This window comes from Mesorhizobium sp. M0768, from assembly GCF_040320195.1.
GTDB lineage: Bacteria > Pseudomonadota > Alphaproteobacteria > Rhizobiales > Rhizobiaceae > Mesorhizobium.
In genome coordinates, this window is record NZ_JAMYPD010000009.1 from 1 (window position 1) to 14,869 (window position 14,869).

The 14,869-nt window shown below is 65.8% G+C and carries 17 protein-coding genes; 9 read left to right on the forward strand and 8 right to left on the reverse strand.

Annotated elements, in window-relative coordinates; translation table 11 throughout:
* Positions 1-236 precede the first annotated feature (236 nt).
* Entirely contained in the window at positions 237-1,478 is a 1,242-nt protein-coding gene (locus tag NKI08_RS14080) for an MFS transporter (RefSeq protein WP_352683747.1), read from the forward strand.
* Here NKI08_RS14080 and NKI08_RS14085 read toward each other — a convergent pair whose 3' ends face one another.
* The 6 genes from NKI08_RS14085 to hemC form a co-directional block, all read right to left on the reverse strand.
* Complete coding sequence (locus tag NKI08_RS14085) at positions 1,479-2,195, reverse strand: glutamine amidotransferase (RefSeq protein ID WP_292657163.1); 717 nt, start codon at positions 2,193-2,195, stop codon at positions 1,479-1,481. It abuts the gene before it with no gap.
* 18 nt (positions 2,196-2,213) lie between these two features.
* Positions 2,214-2,693: a tellurite resistance TerB family protein gene (locus tag NKI08_RS14090; protein ID WP_352470762.1), complete on the reverse strand. Its 480-nt coding sequence runs from the start codon at positions 2,691-2,693 to the stop codon at positions 2,214-2,216.
* A gap of 39 nt (positions 2,694-2,732) precedes the next feature.
* Complete coding sequence (locus tag NKI08_RS14095) at positions 2,733-4,340, reverse strand: heme biosynthesis protein HemY (protein WP_352683749.1); 1,608 nt, start codon at positions 4,338-4,340, stop codon at positions 2,733-2,735.
* An 8-nt stretch (positions 4,341-4,348) separates the two neighbouring features.
* Complete coding sequence (locus NKI08_RS14100; RefSeq protein ID WP_352770185.1) at positions 4,349-5,839, reverse strand: COG4223 family protein; 1,491 nt, start codon at positions 5,837-5,839, stop codon at positions 4,349-4,351.
* A 324-nt stretch (positions 5,840-6,163) separates the two neighbouring features.
* The gene (locus tag NKI08_RS14105) at positions 6,164-6,877 is read right to left on the reverse strand and encodes a uroporphyrinogen-III synthase (protein WP_352770188.1); all 714 of its coding nucleotides are present in this window, start codon (positions 6,875-6,877) and stop codon (positions 6,164-6,166) included.
* Position 6,878: 1 nt separating this feature from the next.
* On the reverse strand, positions 6,879-7,805 hold the full coding sequence (hemC, locus tag NKI08_RS14110; RefSeq protein WP_352613163.1) for a hydroxymethylbilane synthase: 927 nt from the start codon (positions 7,803-7,805) through the stop codon (positions 6,879-6,881).
* A 94-nt stretch (positions 7,806-7,899) separates the two neighbouring features.
* On the opposite strand from hemC, the gene tsaD reads away from it, so the two are divergent.
* The 6 genes from tsaD (at position 7,900) to NKI08_RS14140 (ending at position 12,040) form a co-directional block, all read left to right on the forward strand.
* A complete protein-coding gene (gene tsaD, locus NKI08_RS14115; RefSeq protein WP_352770454.1) occupies positions 7,900-8,985 on the forward strand; it encodes a tRNA (adenosine(37)-N6)-threonylcarbamoyltransferase complex transferase subunit TsaD in 1,086 nt (361 codons plus the stop codon).
* Entirely contained in the window at positions 8,982-9,992 is a 1,011-nt protein-coding gene (locus NKI08_RS14120) for an NAD(P)H-dependent glycerol-3-phosphate dehydrogenase (RefSeq protein WP_352613161.1), read from the forward strand. Before tsaD ends, NKI08_RS14120 begins: the two co-directional genes overlap by 4 nt.
* Before the next feature lie 26 nt (positions 9,993-10,018).
* Positions 10,019-10,315: a YciI-like protein gene (locus tag NKI08_RS14125; protein WP_352770192.1), complete on the forward strand. Its 297-nt coding sequence runs from the start codon at positions 10,019-10,021 to the stop codon at positions 10,313-10,315.
* Positions 10,316-10,496: 181 nt separating this feature from the next.
* Positions 10,497-10,922, forward strand: a complete 426-nt coding sequence (locus NKI08_RS14130) for an EVE domain-containing protein (RefSeq protein WP_352770194.1) — start codon at positions 10,497-10,499, stop codon at positions 10,920-10,922.
* Positions 10,919-11,575 carry a class I SAM-dependent methyltransferase gene (locus NKI08_RS14135; RefSeq protein WP_352770197.1) on the forward strand — a complete coding sequence of 219 codons (657 nt, stop codon included), beginning with the start codon at positions 10,919-10,921 and terminating at the stop codon, positions 11,573-11,575. The genes NKI08_RS14130 and NKI08_RS14135 overlap by 4 nt, the downstream gene beginning before the upstream one ends.
* A 48-nt stretch (positions 11,576-11,623) precedes the next feature.
* Positions 11,624-12,040, forward strand: coding sequence for a DUF1761 domain-containing protein (locus tag NKI08_RS14140; RefSeq protein WP_023680475.1), 417 nt, complete (start codon positions 11,624-11,626; stop codon positions 12,038-12,040).
* A gap of 3 nt (positions 12,041-12,043) precedes the next feature.
* On the opposite strand, the gene gcvA is transcribed toward NKI08_RS14140, so the two are convergent.
* On the reverse strand, positions 12,044-12,964 hold the full coding sequence (gene gcvA, locus NKI08_RS14145; RefSeq protein ID WP_352451320.1) for a transcriptional regulator GcvA: 921 nt from the start codon (positions 12,962-12,964) through the stop codon (positions 12,044-12,046).
* A gap of 162 nt (positions 12,965-13,126) precedes the next feature.
* On the opposite strand from gcvA, the gene NKI08_RS14150 reads away from it, so the two are divergent.
* Positions 13,127-13,372 carry a hypothetical protein gene (locus NKI08_RS14150; protein WP_352770201.1) on the forward strand — a complete coding sequence of 82 codons (246 nt, stop codon included), beginning with the start codon at positions 13,127-13,129 and terminating at the stop codon, positions 13,370-13,372.
* A 75-nt stretch (positions 13,373-13,447) separates the two neighbouring features.
* Here NKI08_RS14150 and NKI08_RS14155 read toward each other — a convergent pair whose 3' ends face one another.
* On the reverse strand, positions 13,448-13,984 hold the full coding sequence (locus tag NKI08_RS14155) for a L,D-transpeptidase family protein (protein WP_245274862.1): 537 nt from the start codon (positions 13,982-13,984) through the stop codon (positions 13,448-13,450).
* Positions 13,985-14,128: 144 nt separating this feature from the next.
* On the opposite strand from NKI08_RS14155, the gene NKI08_RS14160 reads away from it, so the two are divergent.
* Positions 14,129-14,812 carry a response regulator transcription factor gene (locus tag NKI08_RS14160; protein WP_023680479.1) on the forward strand — a complete coding sequence of 228 codons (684 nt, stop codon included), beginning with the start codon at positions 14,129-14,131 and terminating at the stop codon, positions 14,810-14,812.
* Positions 14,813-14,869 lie beyond the last annotated feature (57 nt).

The following is a 14,869-nucleotide window of genomic DNA, read 5'->3' on the forward strand; positions in this document are numbered from 1 at the left end:
GGCAGGACAGAGGGGGGGGCGAAGGAACTCGACCTGCGCGCCAAATAACCCTCTCCATCTCCGCCGAGCGTGGTTGCCGCCTGCAATTGGTATGGCAGCCTGAAAAAAAAGCTGGAGCCACGCCGGATTTTTGCGCGCGCCCTGCGCCGAACTGCGCTAAAGGCTTTTTTGGCCGGACCAGCGCCCATCGAGGAAGTGCCCCGCCGGCCGACATAGCCGCCACGGGGCCTTATTCCATGACCACAGAATCCCAAGTACCATCCGACCAGCGCTATGCCGCCTTTCGCCATCGGCCGTTCCTGAGCTACTGGGCGGCGCGCTTCCTTTCGACATTCTCCACCCAGATCGTGTCGGTCGCCGTCGGCTGGCAGATCTACGATCTGACCCGCGACCCGTTCGACCTCGGCCTTGTCGGCATCGTTCAGTTCCTGCCTTCGCTGCTGCTGGTGCTGGTCACCGGCGACGTTGCCGATCGTTTCGGGCGCCGTCTGATCATGGCGCTGGCGGTGCTGGTCGAGGCGGGCTGCGCCTTGGCCCTGCTGCTGCTGACGCTACGCGGCCTCTCCGGGCCGATGCCGGTCTTCATCGTGCTCGCCATGTTCGGCATCGCGCGCGCCTTCTTCGGGCCGGCCTCCTCATCGCTGTTCGCCAATCTGGTGCCGCCCGAGGATTTCGCCAACGCCATCGCCTGGAACTCGTCCGCCTGGCAGACGGCAACCATCGTCGGGCCGGTCGCCGGCGGCCTGCTCTACGGGCTTTCAGCCGAAGCCGCCTACACCACCGCCGCCGTGCTGATGCTGGTTGCCGCCGTGCTGATCTTCACCATCCCGAAGCCTGCCCAGCGCAGCCGGACCGACAGGCCGACGGTACAGACCCTGTTCGCCGGCTTCGGCTATATCTGGAGCGAAAAGATCGTGCTCGGCGCGATTTCGCTCGATCTGTTTGCGGTGCTCCTGTCCGGCGCCTCGGCGCTGCTGCCGGTCTACGCGCGCGATATCCTCGAACTCGGCCCATGGGGGCTCGGCCTGTTGCGCTCGGCGCCCGGCGTCGGCGCCATCTGCGTCGCCATCTGGCTGGCCGGACACCCGATCCGCAACCATGCCGGCCTTGTCATGCTCGCCTTCGTCGCGCTGTTCGGCGCATTCACGGTTCTGTTCGGCCTCTCGACCATCACCTGGCTGTCGATTGCGGCCCTTGCGCTGCTCGGCGCCACCGACATGTTCAGCGTCTATATCCGCGAGACGCTGATCCAGCTGTGGACGCCGGACGACGTTCGCGGCCGTGTCAACGCTGTCAACCAGGTGTTTGTCGGCGCTTCCAATGAGCTCGGCGAATTCCGCGCCGGTACGATGGCGGCGTTGATCGGCACGGTTCCGGCCGTGGTGGTCGGGGGTGTCGGGGCGATCGCTGTTGCCGGCCTATGGGCAGTGCTGTTCCCGCAGCTGCGCAAGGTGCGTCATCTCAGGGGGCGAAACTGATTACCGCAGCGCCGGCTTGCCGAAAATCATCGGCAGGAACTCGCCGAGCCAGCGCTTGAGGTGCATGTCCCAGATCAGCCGGCCGCCGAGATGGTCGCGGCCGGGCTGCGCGCCGGGCAGTTCGAAGCGGTGCGCGCCGCGCACCACCCAGCGCTGCATCATCGCCCGGGTCAATTCGCCATGGAACTGGATGCCCCAGGCATTGTCGCCATAGCGGAAGGCCTGGTTGGGATAGGTTTCGGCCGTCGCCAAAAGCGTCGCGTCCTTCGGCAGCGAAAAGCCCTCGCGATGGAATTGATAGACCATCTCCGGCCAATGCATCAGCCTGCTGCCCGCTTCGGTCGCCTTAAGCGGATACCAGCCGATTTCGACGAGGCCCTCGCCGTGGCCCTCGACCCTGCCGCCAAGATGCTTGACCAGCATTTGCGCGCCGAGGCAGATGCCAAGCAGCGGCCGGTTCTCGTTGAGCGGAATTTTAAGCCAGTCGGTCTCGCGGCGGACGAACTCGTCGCCGTCATTGGCGCTCATCGGCCCGCCGAACACCACGGCGCCGGCATGGCCATCCAGCGTCTGCGGCAAGGCCTCGCCGAGCGGCGGTCGGCGGATGTCGAGGTCGAAGCCTTCCTCGATAAGCATATGGCCGACCCGTCCGGGGCTCGAATGCTCCTGATGCAGCACGATCAGGATCTTTGGTCTCGGACTTGGCTTGGGCGGCATTGGAAGGCGGGATCCTGTCTATTCGTCGCTTGAGGTTCCGGCAGCACCAGGAGCCGCGGCGGCCGCCTTGAGGCGCGCCTCGACACGGTCGCGACGTTCGACGCCGATCAGCTCGGCGACCCGCCACACGGTATTGTCCTCGAGCTCGTGCAGCTCGCCATCGGCATAGACGATCTCCCACATCAGGCCGATGAAGGCCTTTCGCGCCTCGGCGTCGAGATGGCGCTTGAGCACGCTGGTGAAGGCGTAGAGGTCGATCGCCTCATTGTCGGCCCGCTCGCCGGCAGCCGCCAACGCGTCGAGTTCGTCACCGCTGATCGAGTAGCTTTCCGCCAGCACCTTCTTGAACCGTTCCCATTCGCTATCCTGGCGCACCCCGTCGGCGTTCATCACGTGGAAAAGCAGGGCGGACGCGGCAATGCGCGGATCGTCGGCGCTGGGGCTGGCGCCACCACCGGACGGCAGATCCCTTAGAAACGACAAAACGCGTTCGAACATCAAATCATTCCCAATAAGCCCGGGTCCACTCGACCCTGATCAGAACAAACGAAACCGGCGCGTCGATTTATCCGCCGCGTCGTCTGGATCGACGCCGGGGTCGTCGGGCAGCCGCGTCAGCTCCTGCGCCGGCTCGACGGCCTCGGCATCTTCCGGCACTTGGGCAAACGCCGCCGCGGTGATTGGTGTCACATGATCCTCGCCGGCACGGTCGTCCGTCTTTTCCTCGGTCGCTGTGCCCGGTGTCTCCGCCGTGTGCTCGATCGTCCCGGCTCTTTCCTGTACCGGCCCGGCTGGAGCCGCGATGGCCGGCACCGGCGCCTCCGGCGTATCCTCATGACCGTCGATCAACTGCCCGAGCCGCTCCATCGGCGCCCGCCATTCGAATGCATCGAGCCTGCCGGTGATCGGCGATACCGGAGCCCAGCGTTCGGAGACGACACCATCGGCAACCCAGGCCGGGTCGCGCGGCGCTCTCACCGCCTTCGACAGCAACTGCCGCACCTTGCCCTGGTCGCCGGTCTCGGCCTCCTCGATATCGGCCAGCAGCAGATAGGCGCCTTCGCGGCGATCCATGCGGATCGCGGCTTCCGCCTCCCGGCGGGCGGTTGAAAAATCCTGCGCATCCAGCGCGGCGCGCGCCACGGCAAGCGAGGACTCGGCATGGTTCTTCTTCAGCTCCTGCAGCTTCTTTGCCCGGTTCAGCCGGTCGAGCACGGCATCGCCCGGCCTGGCATGGGTGTAGAGCTCGGCGATCTCGGGATGCGGCTCGGCCTTCCACCCCGCCTCGAGGATTTTCGAGCCTTTGCGCACGTCGTTCTGTCTAAACAGCAATTTCGCCGCGACGACCGCCGCCGGTGCAAAATCCGGCCGCAGCCGGTTGGCTTCGAGCGCCGCCGCCCTTGCGGCATTGGCATCGCTGTCGATCAGCGCCTGCGCCTTGGCGGTCAGCAGCACGGCGCGGCGGCGGTTGGCGGCGTCACGCTCGATCTGCCGGGTCGACTTCTGGGCGTCGACCAGTTTCAGCGCGCCATCCCAGTCGCCGCGTCCGGTCAGGTCTTCCAGCGTCGATTCGGCCGCCCAGGCCAGTTGCGGCGCCACCGCTGCGGCACGGCCGGCATAGTGGCGGGCTGCGTTGCGGTCGCCGAGCCGCTCGGCCTCGAGATAAAGCCCGCGCAGGCCGAGCAGCCGCATTTCGGGATCATCGAGCATGGTCTCGAACTTTTCGCGGGCGCCTTCATGGTCGCCTTCGAGCAGCGAGGCCTGCGCGTCGAGCAGCTGGATCAGCGGCTCCTGGTCGGAGCGGATCAGCTTTGCCGCTTCCTTGGTCTTCTTGCGGGCGAGCGCGCCGTCACCGGCGCCGGCGGCGATCATCCCGGTCGACAGCGCCTGGTAGCCGCGGTCGCGGCGACGCACGCGGAAATAGCGCGAGATCGTATAGGGGCTGTTCCACAGCGCCTTGATCAGCCACCAGACGATCATCACCGCGGCAACCACGGCAACGACCGCCACCGCCGCGACCATCAGGCTGACCTGGTATTGATAGCCATTGAAGGTGACGAGCATTTCGCCCGGCCGGTCGGCCAGCCAGGCGAAGCCGAGCCCGAGCGCAAAGACGACGGCAAGGAAGGCGAGGATGCGGATCATCGGGTTCCTCACGCCTTCATCGCGCCGGCGATGAGCGAATCGATCAGCGTCTCGACCTCCATCCGCGCTTTCAGCTTGCCGGCAAAGTCGGCGCCGGCGGCCTTGGCCGCCTCAGGCAGGGTTTCGTATTCGCTGAGCGCCTTGGCGTAGTCGCCCTGGTTGACCGCGACCTCCATGCGCGCGACGGTTTCCGGGACGCCGGTGCCTTCGACGGCGCCGATCGGCCTGACCTTGACGAGCGATTCGGCGCTGGACAGCAGCTTCTGCAGGATGCCGGCATTCTGGTCGATGGGCGTCGCGGCAGCGACCATCGCGTTGGCGGCGGCGTCCGCTTCGGCGGCGATCTCGGAGCGCATCGGGACGCCCTTTTCGGCATAGGTGCGCAACGTCGCGATCTCGGGTGCATCGGGTGAGATCGCGGCAAAGGTTTCGAGCTCGGCGGCGAACGGTGCACCACGGTCGAGCGCTGCCTTGAGCGCCGAAGCGGCAATGGCCAGTGCGATCTTCGGCTGCGAAGCCTGTGCATCGACCTTGCTCGAGATCTGTGAAACCGACTGTTCCAGGGCCGCAAGCCGGCTGTCCTGCGCCTTTGTCGTCTCGCCGGCCGATTTCACCAGCGCATCGAGCGCGGCCAGCCTTTCGTTGAGCGGGCCGAGATCGACCGGCGCCGTACCGCCGGCCTTGCCGAGGGCCGCAACCGCCGTCTCGATCTGCCTTACCTTGTCGCCAAGTGCTGCCAGGCCGGCATTGTCGCCGGCACCGCCTTGCTCGACCGCCGACTTCAACGCCGCGACGTCCGCCCTGACCTGATCCAGCGCCGACGACAGCCCGTCCACCTTGGCCGATGCGTCATTGTTGGCGCCGGCCTGTCTGAGGTCCGCGACCTCGCGTTTCAGCGAAACGATCTCACCATTGACCGCGTCGAGCGACACGCCGCCCGGCCCCGGCGCACCGAGCAGGCCGGCAAATTGCAGCCCGCCGGCCGCGGCGAGGGCGATGACACCGCCGATAATACCGGCGGCGATGCCGTTGATGCCGCTTCGCTTCGGCTGCGCTGCCATATGGTCGTCCCTCGTCTCAGCTGTCTTCTCGCCGGAACCTGGGATCCCCGGTTCGTTGGCCCCGGTTCCGCTGGATGCATCTTCGAAACTGTAATCGGAAACCGCGGAGCGCCCGGCCGGCGCATCCGAACCGGCGGGATAAGGGGTTTCCGCTTCCCTGGCAGAATCGACGCCGGCGTCCGCCGGCTCTTGCGTGCCGGCCGGCGCGGCTGCGTCGGCATGTTCCCATGGCTCGAGATCGATCTGGTCCGCATGCACCGGCTCTTCAGGTGGCTCCGGCTGCGAGGCGTTCGCCGCTTCCTCGGCCCGCGCCTCGTCGGTCTGCGAGGTCACGGCATCCTGTTTGTCGGCGACTCGCGAGACGGCGCCAGGCTCAAGCTCGATGGTCACCGGCTCACGGCGGCTCTTGGAATGCCGCATCTTCGGCGTCTTGACCATGCTCGGGCTCCGCAAAATTCGCTTCGGGATGGTTGAAAGGGTCTAGCACATCACCAAGCGGTGAAAAGGGGCGGCGTGATGACGCCACGGCTTGGAGTTCAGTTTTGGCAAAACGCCGCAGGGCCGAATCCGCGTTTCAAGCCAAGGCCCATGCTCGGCACACAAAAAACCCGCCTCGGCGGGCGGGTCGTTGGAGCCAATTGGCACCATAAACAAATTACTAGCATAGCTGCCGGCACAAAGCAAGAACAAAATGTGCCCGAGGGCAATCGCCTGCGTTTGGCGCCGCCCTTCAAGCACGGCACAGAGCCGCCGCTAATGCCATCAGCGCGGCGCCTGCAAAAGTCCCAGCAAGGCATCTTCGCTGGGCTCGAGCGCAATCCGTATCCTTTCGCCAGCGACATCGCCCAAGGCCGCGGCAATGCGTCCCGACAGCGCGAAACAGCGCGTGTCCTGAAAAAGGCTACGCAGCGCCGGCCGGCTAGCCAGGGCCTGCATCGCTTTTGCCGCCTTGGCCGAATAGAGCAGCACCGCCTCGACCGGCCGGGCGGACAGGCGCGCAAGAACGGCCTCGTCGGAGTAATCCAGGACAACGGTGTCGTAGGTCTCGACGGCGCGGACCTGAACGCCCGACGCCAACAGCCCTTCCTCGAAGCCGGGAAATCGCACCCGCCCGCAGAGATAGACGATCGTCTTCCCCGCGTAACCGCCAGCAAGCGCATCGGCCAGCGCCTCGGCATTGCCCGGGCCTTCGCTGACCGACAGAAACCCGGCAGCGCGGGCGGCTTCCGCCGTCTTCCTGCCGACGGCGTGGCACGGCAAGCCGGCGAACGCCGCGATGACCTCTTTCGGCGCATGGCGAACGGCATTGGCGCTGGTGACCGCGACCGCCGCGGCGTCAGCGAGCGCGCCGGCATCGACCGGCAGCGTCACGGTTCCGGTCAATGGCAGCAGGATCGGCTGAAAGCCGGCATCCGCAAGCCGGCGCCCCGTGCGCGACGCGCCCGGTTCGGGCCTCGTCACCAGGACGCGGAGCATGTCAGGTCCAGCCATCGAAGAATGTTTCGCCGGCCTTGGCCCGAACGGTCGCCGCGGCGTCCGCGCCAATGCGCGCCGCCTCCTGCGCCGGCCCTTGCAGCCTGACTTCATGCGACTGCGTGCCATCGGGCGAGATGATCAGCCCGGCAAAGGAAACCGTTCCGCCCGATATCGTCGCATGTCCGGCGATCGGCGTGCGGCAGGACCCGTCGAGCGCCGCCAGGAAGGCGCGCTCGCAGGCCAGCGCCTCGCCGGTCGGCCCGTCGTGGATCGCTGCCAGCATCTGTTCTACGTCGCGGTCTCCGATGCGGCTTTCGATGCAGATCGCGCCTTGCCCCGGCGCCGGCGGAAAGACCTCGAGCGGCATCAGGTCGGTGACGACGTCTTCGAGCCCGAGCCGCTTCAGCCCGGCATAGGCGAGGATTGTGCCATCGGCGATGCCGTCGTCGAGCTTGCGCAGCCGCGTCTGCACATTGCCGCGAAACATCACCACTTCGACGTCCGGCCGCATCCGCCGGATCAGCGCCTGGCGCCGCAGCGACGACGAACCGACCCTGGCGCCTTGCGGCAGGCCGGCAATCGTTCGCGCCGCCTTGCCGATGAAGGCATCGCGCGCGTCCTCGCGCGGCAGGAACGCGGACAGTTCGAGCCCCTCGGGCAACAGCGTCGGCATGTCCTTCGACGAATGCACGGCGATGTCGATGCGGCGCGCCAGCAGCGCCTCCTCGATCTCCTTGGTGAACAGGCCCTTGCCGCCGGCTTCCGACAGCGGCCGGTCCTGGATGCGGTCGCCGGTGGTCGAGATGACGACCACCTCGAAAGCTTCCGCCGGCATGCCGTGCGCCGCCATCAGCCGCGCCTGCGTTTCATGCGCCTGCGCCAGCGCCAGCGGGCTGCCGCGTGTTCCGATTCTCAAGGTTGTTTGCATGACGCGTCGTCCGTGATAACCCCCGGCAGGTTTTCGGGCTTTCTCCTATCGGGGAAAGGCCGGTTGCACAATCATCGAGGACAGCGACGAATTGATCCGCGTTCTGGGCATCGAGACGAGTTGCGACGAGACCGCCGCCAGCGTGGTGGCGCTGGACGGTCGCAGCACGCCGCAAATCCTGTCGAACATCGTGCTCAGCCAGATCGAGGAGCATGCTGCTTTCGGCGGCGTCGTGCCGGAGATCGCCGCGCGCGCCCATGTCGAGGCGCTCGACGGCATCATCGAGGCAGCGCTGGCCGATTCCGGCGTCGAGCTCGCCGACATCGATGCGATTGCCGCCACCGCCGGCCCCGGTCTTGTCGGCGGGCTGATCGTCGGCCTGATGACGGCCAAAGCAATCGCCGCGGCAGCACAAAAACCGCTGATCGCCATCAACCATCTCGAAGGCCATGCGCTGACGGCCAGATTGACCGACGGCCTCGACTTTCCCTACCTCTTGCTGCTGGTCTCCGGCGGCCATACCCAGATCGTCGCCGTGCGCGGCGTCGGCGACTACCAGCGCTGGGCGACGACGATCGACGACGCGCTTGGCGAGGCCTTCGACAAGACGGCCAAGATGCTCGGCCTGCCCTATCCGGGCGGACCGAATGTCGAGAAGGCGGCGGCAACCGGTGACGCGACGCGTTTCGCCTTTCCGCGCCCGATGAAGGGCTCCGTGCAGCCCGATTTTTCCTTCTCCGGCCTCAAGACCGCGGTGCGCCAGGCGGCAACCGCGATTGCCCCGCTGAGCGACCAGGATGTCGCCGATATCTGCGCCTCGTTCCAGGCGGCGGTCGCGGATGCGCTGGGCGACCGTGTTGCGCGGGCGCTGACCCGGTTCCGTCAGCAATTCCCGGACAAGGCCGAGCCTGCATTGGTTGTCGCCGGCGGCGTCGCCGCCAATCGGACCATCAAGGCGACATTGCAGGGCCTGTGCGAGCAGGCCGGGTTCAGCTTCGTCGCGCCGCCGCTCAACCTCTGCACCGACAATGCGGCGATGATCGCCTGGGCCGGCATCGAGCGCTTGCGCGCCGGCATATCAGGTGAAAACGCCGCCGATTTCGTGCCGCGCTCGCGCTGGCCGCTGGACAGCGTCTCGGCCCCGATGGTCGGCTCGGGCCGGCGTGGGGCCAAGGCATGACCGGCAGCGAGCACAAGGCGCCAAGCGGCTGGCGCGTCGCCGTGCTCGGCGGCGGCGCCTGGGGCACGGCGCTGGCGCTGGCCACGCTGCGCGCCGGTCATTTCGTCCGCCTCTATGCGCGCGACCCGGAGACCGTCGCGGCGGTCGACCGTGGCGAAAATCCGCGCTATCTGCCGGGCATTGCGCTCGATCCCGGCATCGTGGCGACGAGCGACATCGAGGCGGCGCTCGACGGTGCCGACTGCGTTCTGGCGGTAGCGCCGGCGCAATCGTTGCGGATTATGCTGACGGCCGCGTCCAGCCATATGCCGGAAGGCGTCCCGCTGGTCCTCTGCGCCAAGGGCATCGAGCGCGACACCGGCGCGCTGCTGTCGTCCATCACCGAGGAAATACTGCCGGCAAATCCGGTCGCCGCTTTGTCCGGCCCAAGCTTTGCCACCGATGTCGCCAGGGGCCTGCCGACGGCCGTCGTGGTCGCCGCCCGCGACGAGGCTCTGGCCACCGACCTTGCCGCCCGCTTTTCGGCGGAAAATCTGCGCTGTTATTCGAGCGACGACCTGATCGGCGTCGAGATCGGCGGCGCGCTGAAGAACGTCTTTGCCATTGCCGCGGGTGCCGTCACCGGCGCCGGGCTCGGTGCCAGCGCCCAGGCGGCTATGGTGACGCGCGGCTTCGTCGAATTGCGGCGCATCGGCGCCGCCTTTGGCGCCAGGCCGGAGACGCTGATGGGGCTTTCCGGCCTCGGCGACCTGCTGCTCACCTGCTCGTCCGCGCAGTCGCGCAATTTCGCCTATGGGCTGGCGCTGGGGCAAGGCAAGCCGCTTGTCGGCTTGCCTTTGGCCGAAGGCGTGCCGACGGCGGCAATCGCCGCCCGCATCGCCGGCGAGCGCCGGATCGACGCGCCGATCATCGCCGCCGTCGCCGCCATACTGGACGGCACCATAACCATAGACCAGGCTGTGTCGGCGTTGATGACAAGGCCACTCAAGACCGAAACCGACATGTAATCGCGAACGATTGCGGAGATGGAAAGATGCTGTTTGCGTTGATTTGCAAGGACAAGCCAGGAAGCCTGCAGGTGCGGCTCGACACGCGGTCCGATCACATTGCCTTTCTGGAAGGGCTGAACGGCGACAAGAAACTGGGTTTCGCCGGCCCTTTCCTCGACGCCGACGGCAAGCCGGACGGCAGCCTCGTCGTTGTCGAGGCGCCCGATCTGGCGGCGGCAAAAGCGCTGTCGGCGGCCGATCCCTATACCAAGGCAGGGCCGTTCGAAAGCGTCGAAATCCGGCAATGGAACTGGAGCTTCAACAAACCTGTGAGTGAATGATCGTTCGTTCGCGCTGCCCCTCATCCGCCTGCCGGCACCTTCTCCCCGTGAAGAACGGGGAGAAGGGAGAAGCTCCAGCGCTGGCGACCCCTCTCCCCGTCCTTACGGGGAGCGGGTAAGGGTGAGGGGCAGCGCCAACGCTGGATAGCGACAAACCGACAACGGCAACGGGACAACTGAGATGAACTACTGGCTGTTCAAATCCGAACCTTCGGTCTTCTCCTTCGAGGACCTCAAGGCCAAGGGCAAGGCCGGCACGCAGTGGGACGGCGTGCGCAATTATGCGGCGCGCAACAACATGAAGGCGATGCAGATCGGCGATCTCGGCTTCTTCTACCATTCCAATGACGGGCTGGACATCGTCGGCATCGCCGAAGTCTGCGCTCTGGCCCATCAGGACAGCACCACCGACGATCCCCGCTGGGAGTGCGTCGACATCCGCGCCTTCAAGGCCATGCCGAAGCCGGTGACGCTGGAGCGGGCCAAGGCCAATCCAAAGCTGGCCGACATGGCGCTGGTGCGGCTCGGGCGGCTGTCTGTGCAGCCGGTGACGCCGGCCGAATGGCAAGAGGTTTGCCGCATGGGCGAACTGACGCCGGCGCCATGACGGCGCTGACGCCGGACAGCGCCAGGAAATTCATCCTCGACAACACGGCGCTGATGGCGCCGCCGCATGTGCCGGAGATCCGCCTGCACCTGGCCGACGAGGCGCACGAACTGTGGCGGCGGACCGAGGACGAGCTGACCGAAATCGGCCTGCCGCCGCCCTTCTGGGCTTTTGCCTGGGCCGGCGGCCAAGGCCTTGCCCGCTACATCCTCGACAATCCGGCGGCGGTGCGCGGCAAGCGCGTGCTGGACTTCGCCTCCGGCTCCGGCCTTGTCGCCATTGCCGCGGTGAAGGCCGGAGCTGCCGAGGTGATCGCCGCCGATATCGACCCATTCTGCGCGACCGCGATCCGCCTCAATGCCGAGGCAAATGGGACCGAGATAAAATTCCTCATCGGCGACTGCATCGGCAGCGATGCCGGCTGGGACGTGGTGCTGGCCGGCGACGTCTTCTACGACAAAACTTTCGCCGACAGGCTGATGCCGTGGTTCCTCGCGCTGAAGGCGAGTGGCGCCAACATCCTCGTCGGCGATCCCGGCCGCTCCTATCTGCCGAAGACCGGGCTGGAGCCGCTTGCCGTCTACGAAGTGGCGGTGACCCGGGCGCTGGAGGACGCCGAGGTCAAGCGCACCACCGTCTGGCGCCTTGCTTGACGGCATCGCCGAACAGGCGTTCCATCGCGCAATCGACCGGAGGGAACCATGGATTTTTCAGCAATCAATTGGCTGGCAGTAATCGTCGCCGCCGTCGTGGCGTGGTTGTTCGGCGCGGCCTGGTACATGGGCTTGAGCAAGCCGTGGCTGAAGGCCGCCAAGCTTGATCCGGCGACGATGAGCAAATCGATGCTGCCCTTCGTCGTCTCCTTCATCGCGGAGCTCGTCATGGCGCTGGTCATGTCGCTGATCATCGGCGCCGTAACCGGCGGCGAGCCGAGCCTGCTTGCCGGGGTGATCTTCGGCTTCGTTCTCTGGCTGGGGTTCGTCGCCACCACGCTTTCGGTCAACCATCGCTACGAAGGTTTCGGCTGGGATCTGACGCTGATCGATGTTGGTCACTGGCTCGGCGTGCTGCTTCTCATCGGCGCGGTGATCGGCTGGTTCGGCGCGGCGGCGGGCTGAACGTCAGGTCGGGGTCCTGGCGATTTCGTCGAGAAGCCAATCGCGAAAGGCGGCAATGCGCGGATCATTCGCCGCACTTTCGGGATAGACCAGGAAATAGGCGAATTCGGGCGCGACCTTGATGCCGAGTTCGAACGGCCGGATCAGCCTACCTTCCGAAAGGTCGTTTGCCACCATGGCGAAATCGGCGAGCGCGACCGCGTTGCCGTCGAGCGCGGCCTGGACGGCATCCGTCGAATTGCCGAACACGATGGTCCGGCTGTCGTCGAAATCGTCGACGCCCGCCGCCGCCATCCACATGCTCCAGTTCGGCCAGGTGACGCCCTGGCGCGACCACTCGATATGGGCCAGCGTATGGTGGAACAGGTCGCGCGGCTCCTTGAGCGGCGGCCCTGACCGCAGCAAGGCCGGGCTGCAGACGGGGATGATGACGTTTTCGAACAGCCGGTGCGAGCGAAGCCCCGGATATTTGCCGGTGCCGAAACGGATGCCGAGATCGACGTCGTCGCGATCGAAGTCGCGCACCTCGTAACTGATGTCGAAACGCAGCTCGATTGCCGGATGCTGTTTGCGAAAATCGTCGACGCGCCGCATCAGCCACTTCGTCGCGAATTGCGCATCGAGGGTGACCTTCAGCAGCGCCGATCCGCGCGCCGTCTTCTGCGCCCGTGAGACGGCCCGGCCAAGCAGGTCGAGCGCATCGGTCGAAGCTTCGAACAGCACCGCGCCCGCCTCGGTCAGCCGGATCGTGCGGCTGGTGCGTGTGAACAGCACGATGCCGAGCTGATCCTCGATTTCCTTGATCTGATGGCTGACCGCTGCCGGCGTCAGGCCGAGCTCGTCGGCGGCGCGGGTGAAATTGAGGTGCCGCGCCGCTGCCTCCAGCGTCCGCAGCGCACGAGTTCCAGGCAGCAGGCGCGCCATCAGTGCCAGACGAGGAGGGTTCGGTCGAGCATTCCAATCATCAAACAGAACTTGAAGATACAGAAAAAACTACTCGTTTCCCGTTTGAATTTCAATCCGCCATGATCTGAGCATCGAAGAAACATCAAACCGGATTTGATGTCCGGAGAAGCGGATTGCACCATGTCTGACATCGCCTTGCGCTCGGTAACCCTCCGCCCGGCCTGGCTGCGCGCCGTGCTTGAATGGCTTCGGCACGCAAAAATCGCGGTCAATCTCCCCTGCGAGAATGTCGAGGATCTCTCCGATCGCCAGCTTCGCGACATCGGCGGCGAACGCAAGGACATCGCACGCGCCATGGACCGCGAACGCGGCCGGCTCGGCCTTCTCGACATCGGGTGGCAAAGGAGTAGGGGAGTAGGGGAGTAGGAAAGCTAAGCGGCGCGCCCGCGCCTGCCTTACCCTTACTGCCCTATTCCCCTACCCCCTTATTCCCCTACTCCCTTACCTTACCACCCTTACCACCGTCCGCTCCGACAGCAGCGGCAGCAGCCGTGCCATGGTGCGGGCCGTTACCGCGACGCAGCCTTGCGTCGGCGTGAAGCCGGGGCGCGCCAGGTGGAAGAAGATGGCGCTGCCGCGCCCGCGCCGGCGCGGCACAATGTTCCAGTCCAGCACCAGGCAGGCGTCATAGAGATCGTCGGTGCGCAGCATCCGCTCATGGCTGGCGCCATAGGGGATTTTGACCGGGCGGTTGTAGTTGCGGTCCCCAGGCACTTCGCACCAGCCGAGGTCGCGGCCGATCGGCGTCATCGCCAGCCGCGTCCGGCGGCCGCCGGCAAAACGGTCGCCGCGAAAATATCCCGACAATATCCGCATCGAGGCAAGCGGCGTGGCGCCGTCGCCCTCGCGCTTGCCGGCCGAGATGCCGCCATGCCCCAGCGCACATGGAAACACCAGTTTGCCGGCCTGCAGAAAGCCCTGGCTGGGTTGGCCGGGGCGCGCGCGCACGGTGAGCACGGTGAGCCCTTTCGGCAAAATTGCGCCGACTGCATTGCGATCGTGTTTTTTCTTGTATGATCGTGCCACGGAACAAATCACTGTGAACGGCTGTTGTGCCGGTCAGCTTCCGCATAAACAGGCAGCGGTCAACTGAAATCTCTTTTCAAAACAACGGATTGATCCATGACTTCACGCACCATTCTGATCGTCGATGACGATGACGACCTGCGCGGCACCCTTGTCGAGCAATTGTCGCTTTATGAGGAATTCGATGTCCTGCAGGAAGCGACCGCCGCCAAAGGCGTCGCCACGGCGCGTGGCGGGCTCATCGACCTGCTCATCATGGATGTCGGCCTGCCCGACATGGATGGCCGCGAGGCGGTAAAGATATTGCGCAAGGGCGGCTACAAGGCGCCGATCATCATGCTGACCGGCCATGATACCGATTCCGACACCATCCTTGGCCTCGAGGCCGGCGCCAACGACTATGTGACGAAGCCGTTCCGTTTTGCCGTGCTGCTGGCCCGCATCCGCGCGCAGTTGCGCCAGCACGAACAGAGCGAGGACGCCACTTTCTCGGTCGGCCCCTACACGTTCAAGCCCAGCCAGAAGCTTCTGATCGACCCGCGGGGCGCCAAGGTGCGGCTGACCGAAAAGGAAGCCTCGATCATCAAATATCTCTACCGTGCCGACCAGAAGGTGGTGACCCGCGACGTGCTGCTGGAGGAAGTCTGGGGCTACAATTCCGGCGTCACCACGCATACGCTCGAAACTCACGTCTACCGGCTGCGCCAGAAGATCGAGCGCGATCCTTCCAACGCGGAAATTCTCGTGACAGAAAGCGGCGGCTACAAGCTGGTTCCTTAAACATTTCATTATTCAAATAAGCGATCCGGGCGGGGCGCTTTTCGGGTACGGTCCTGA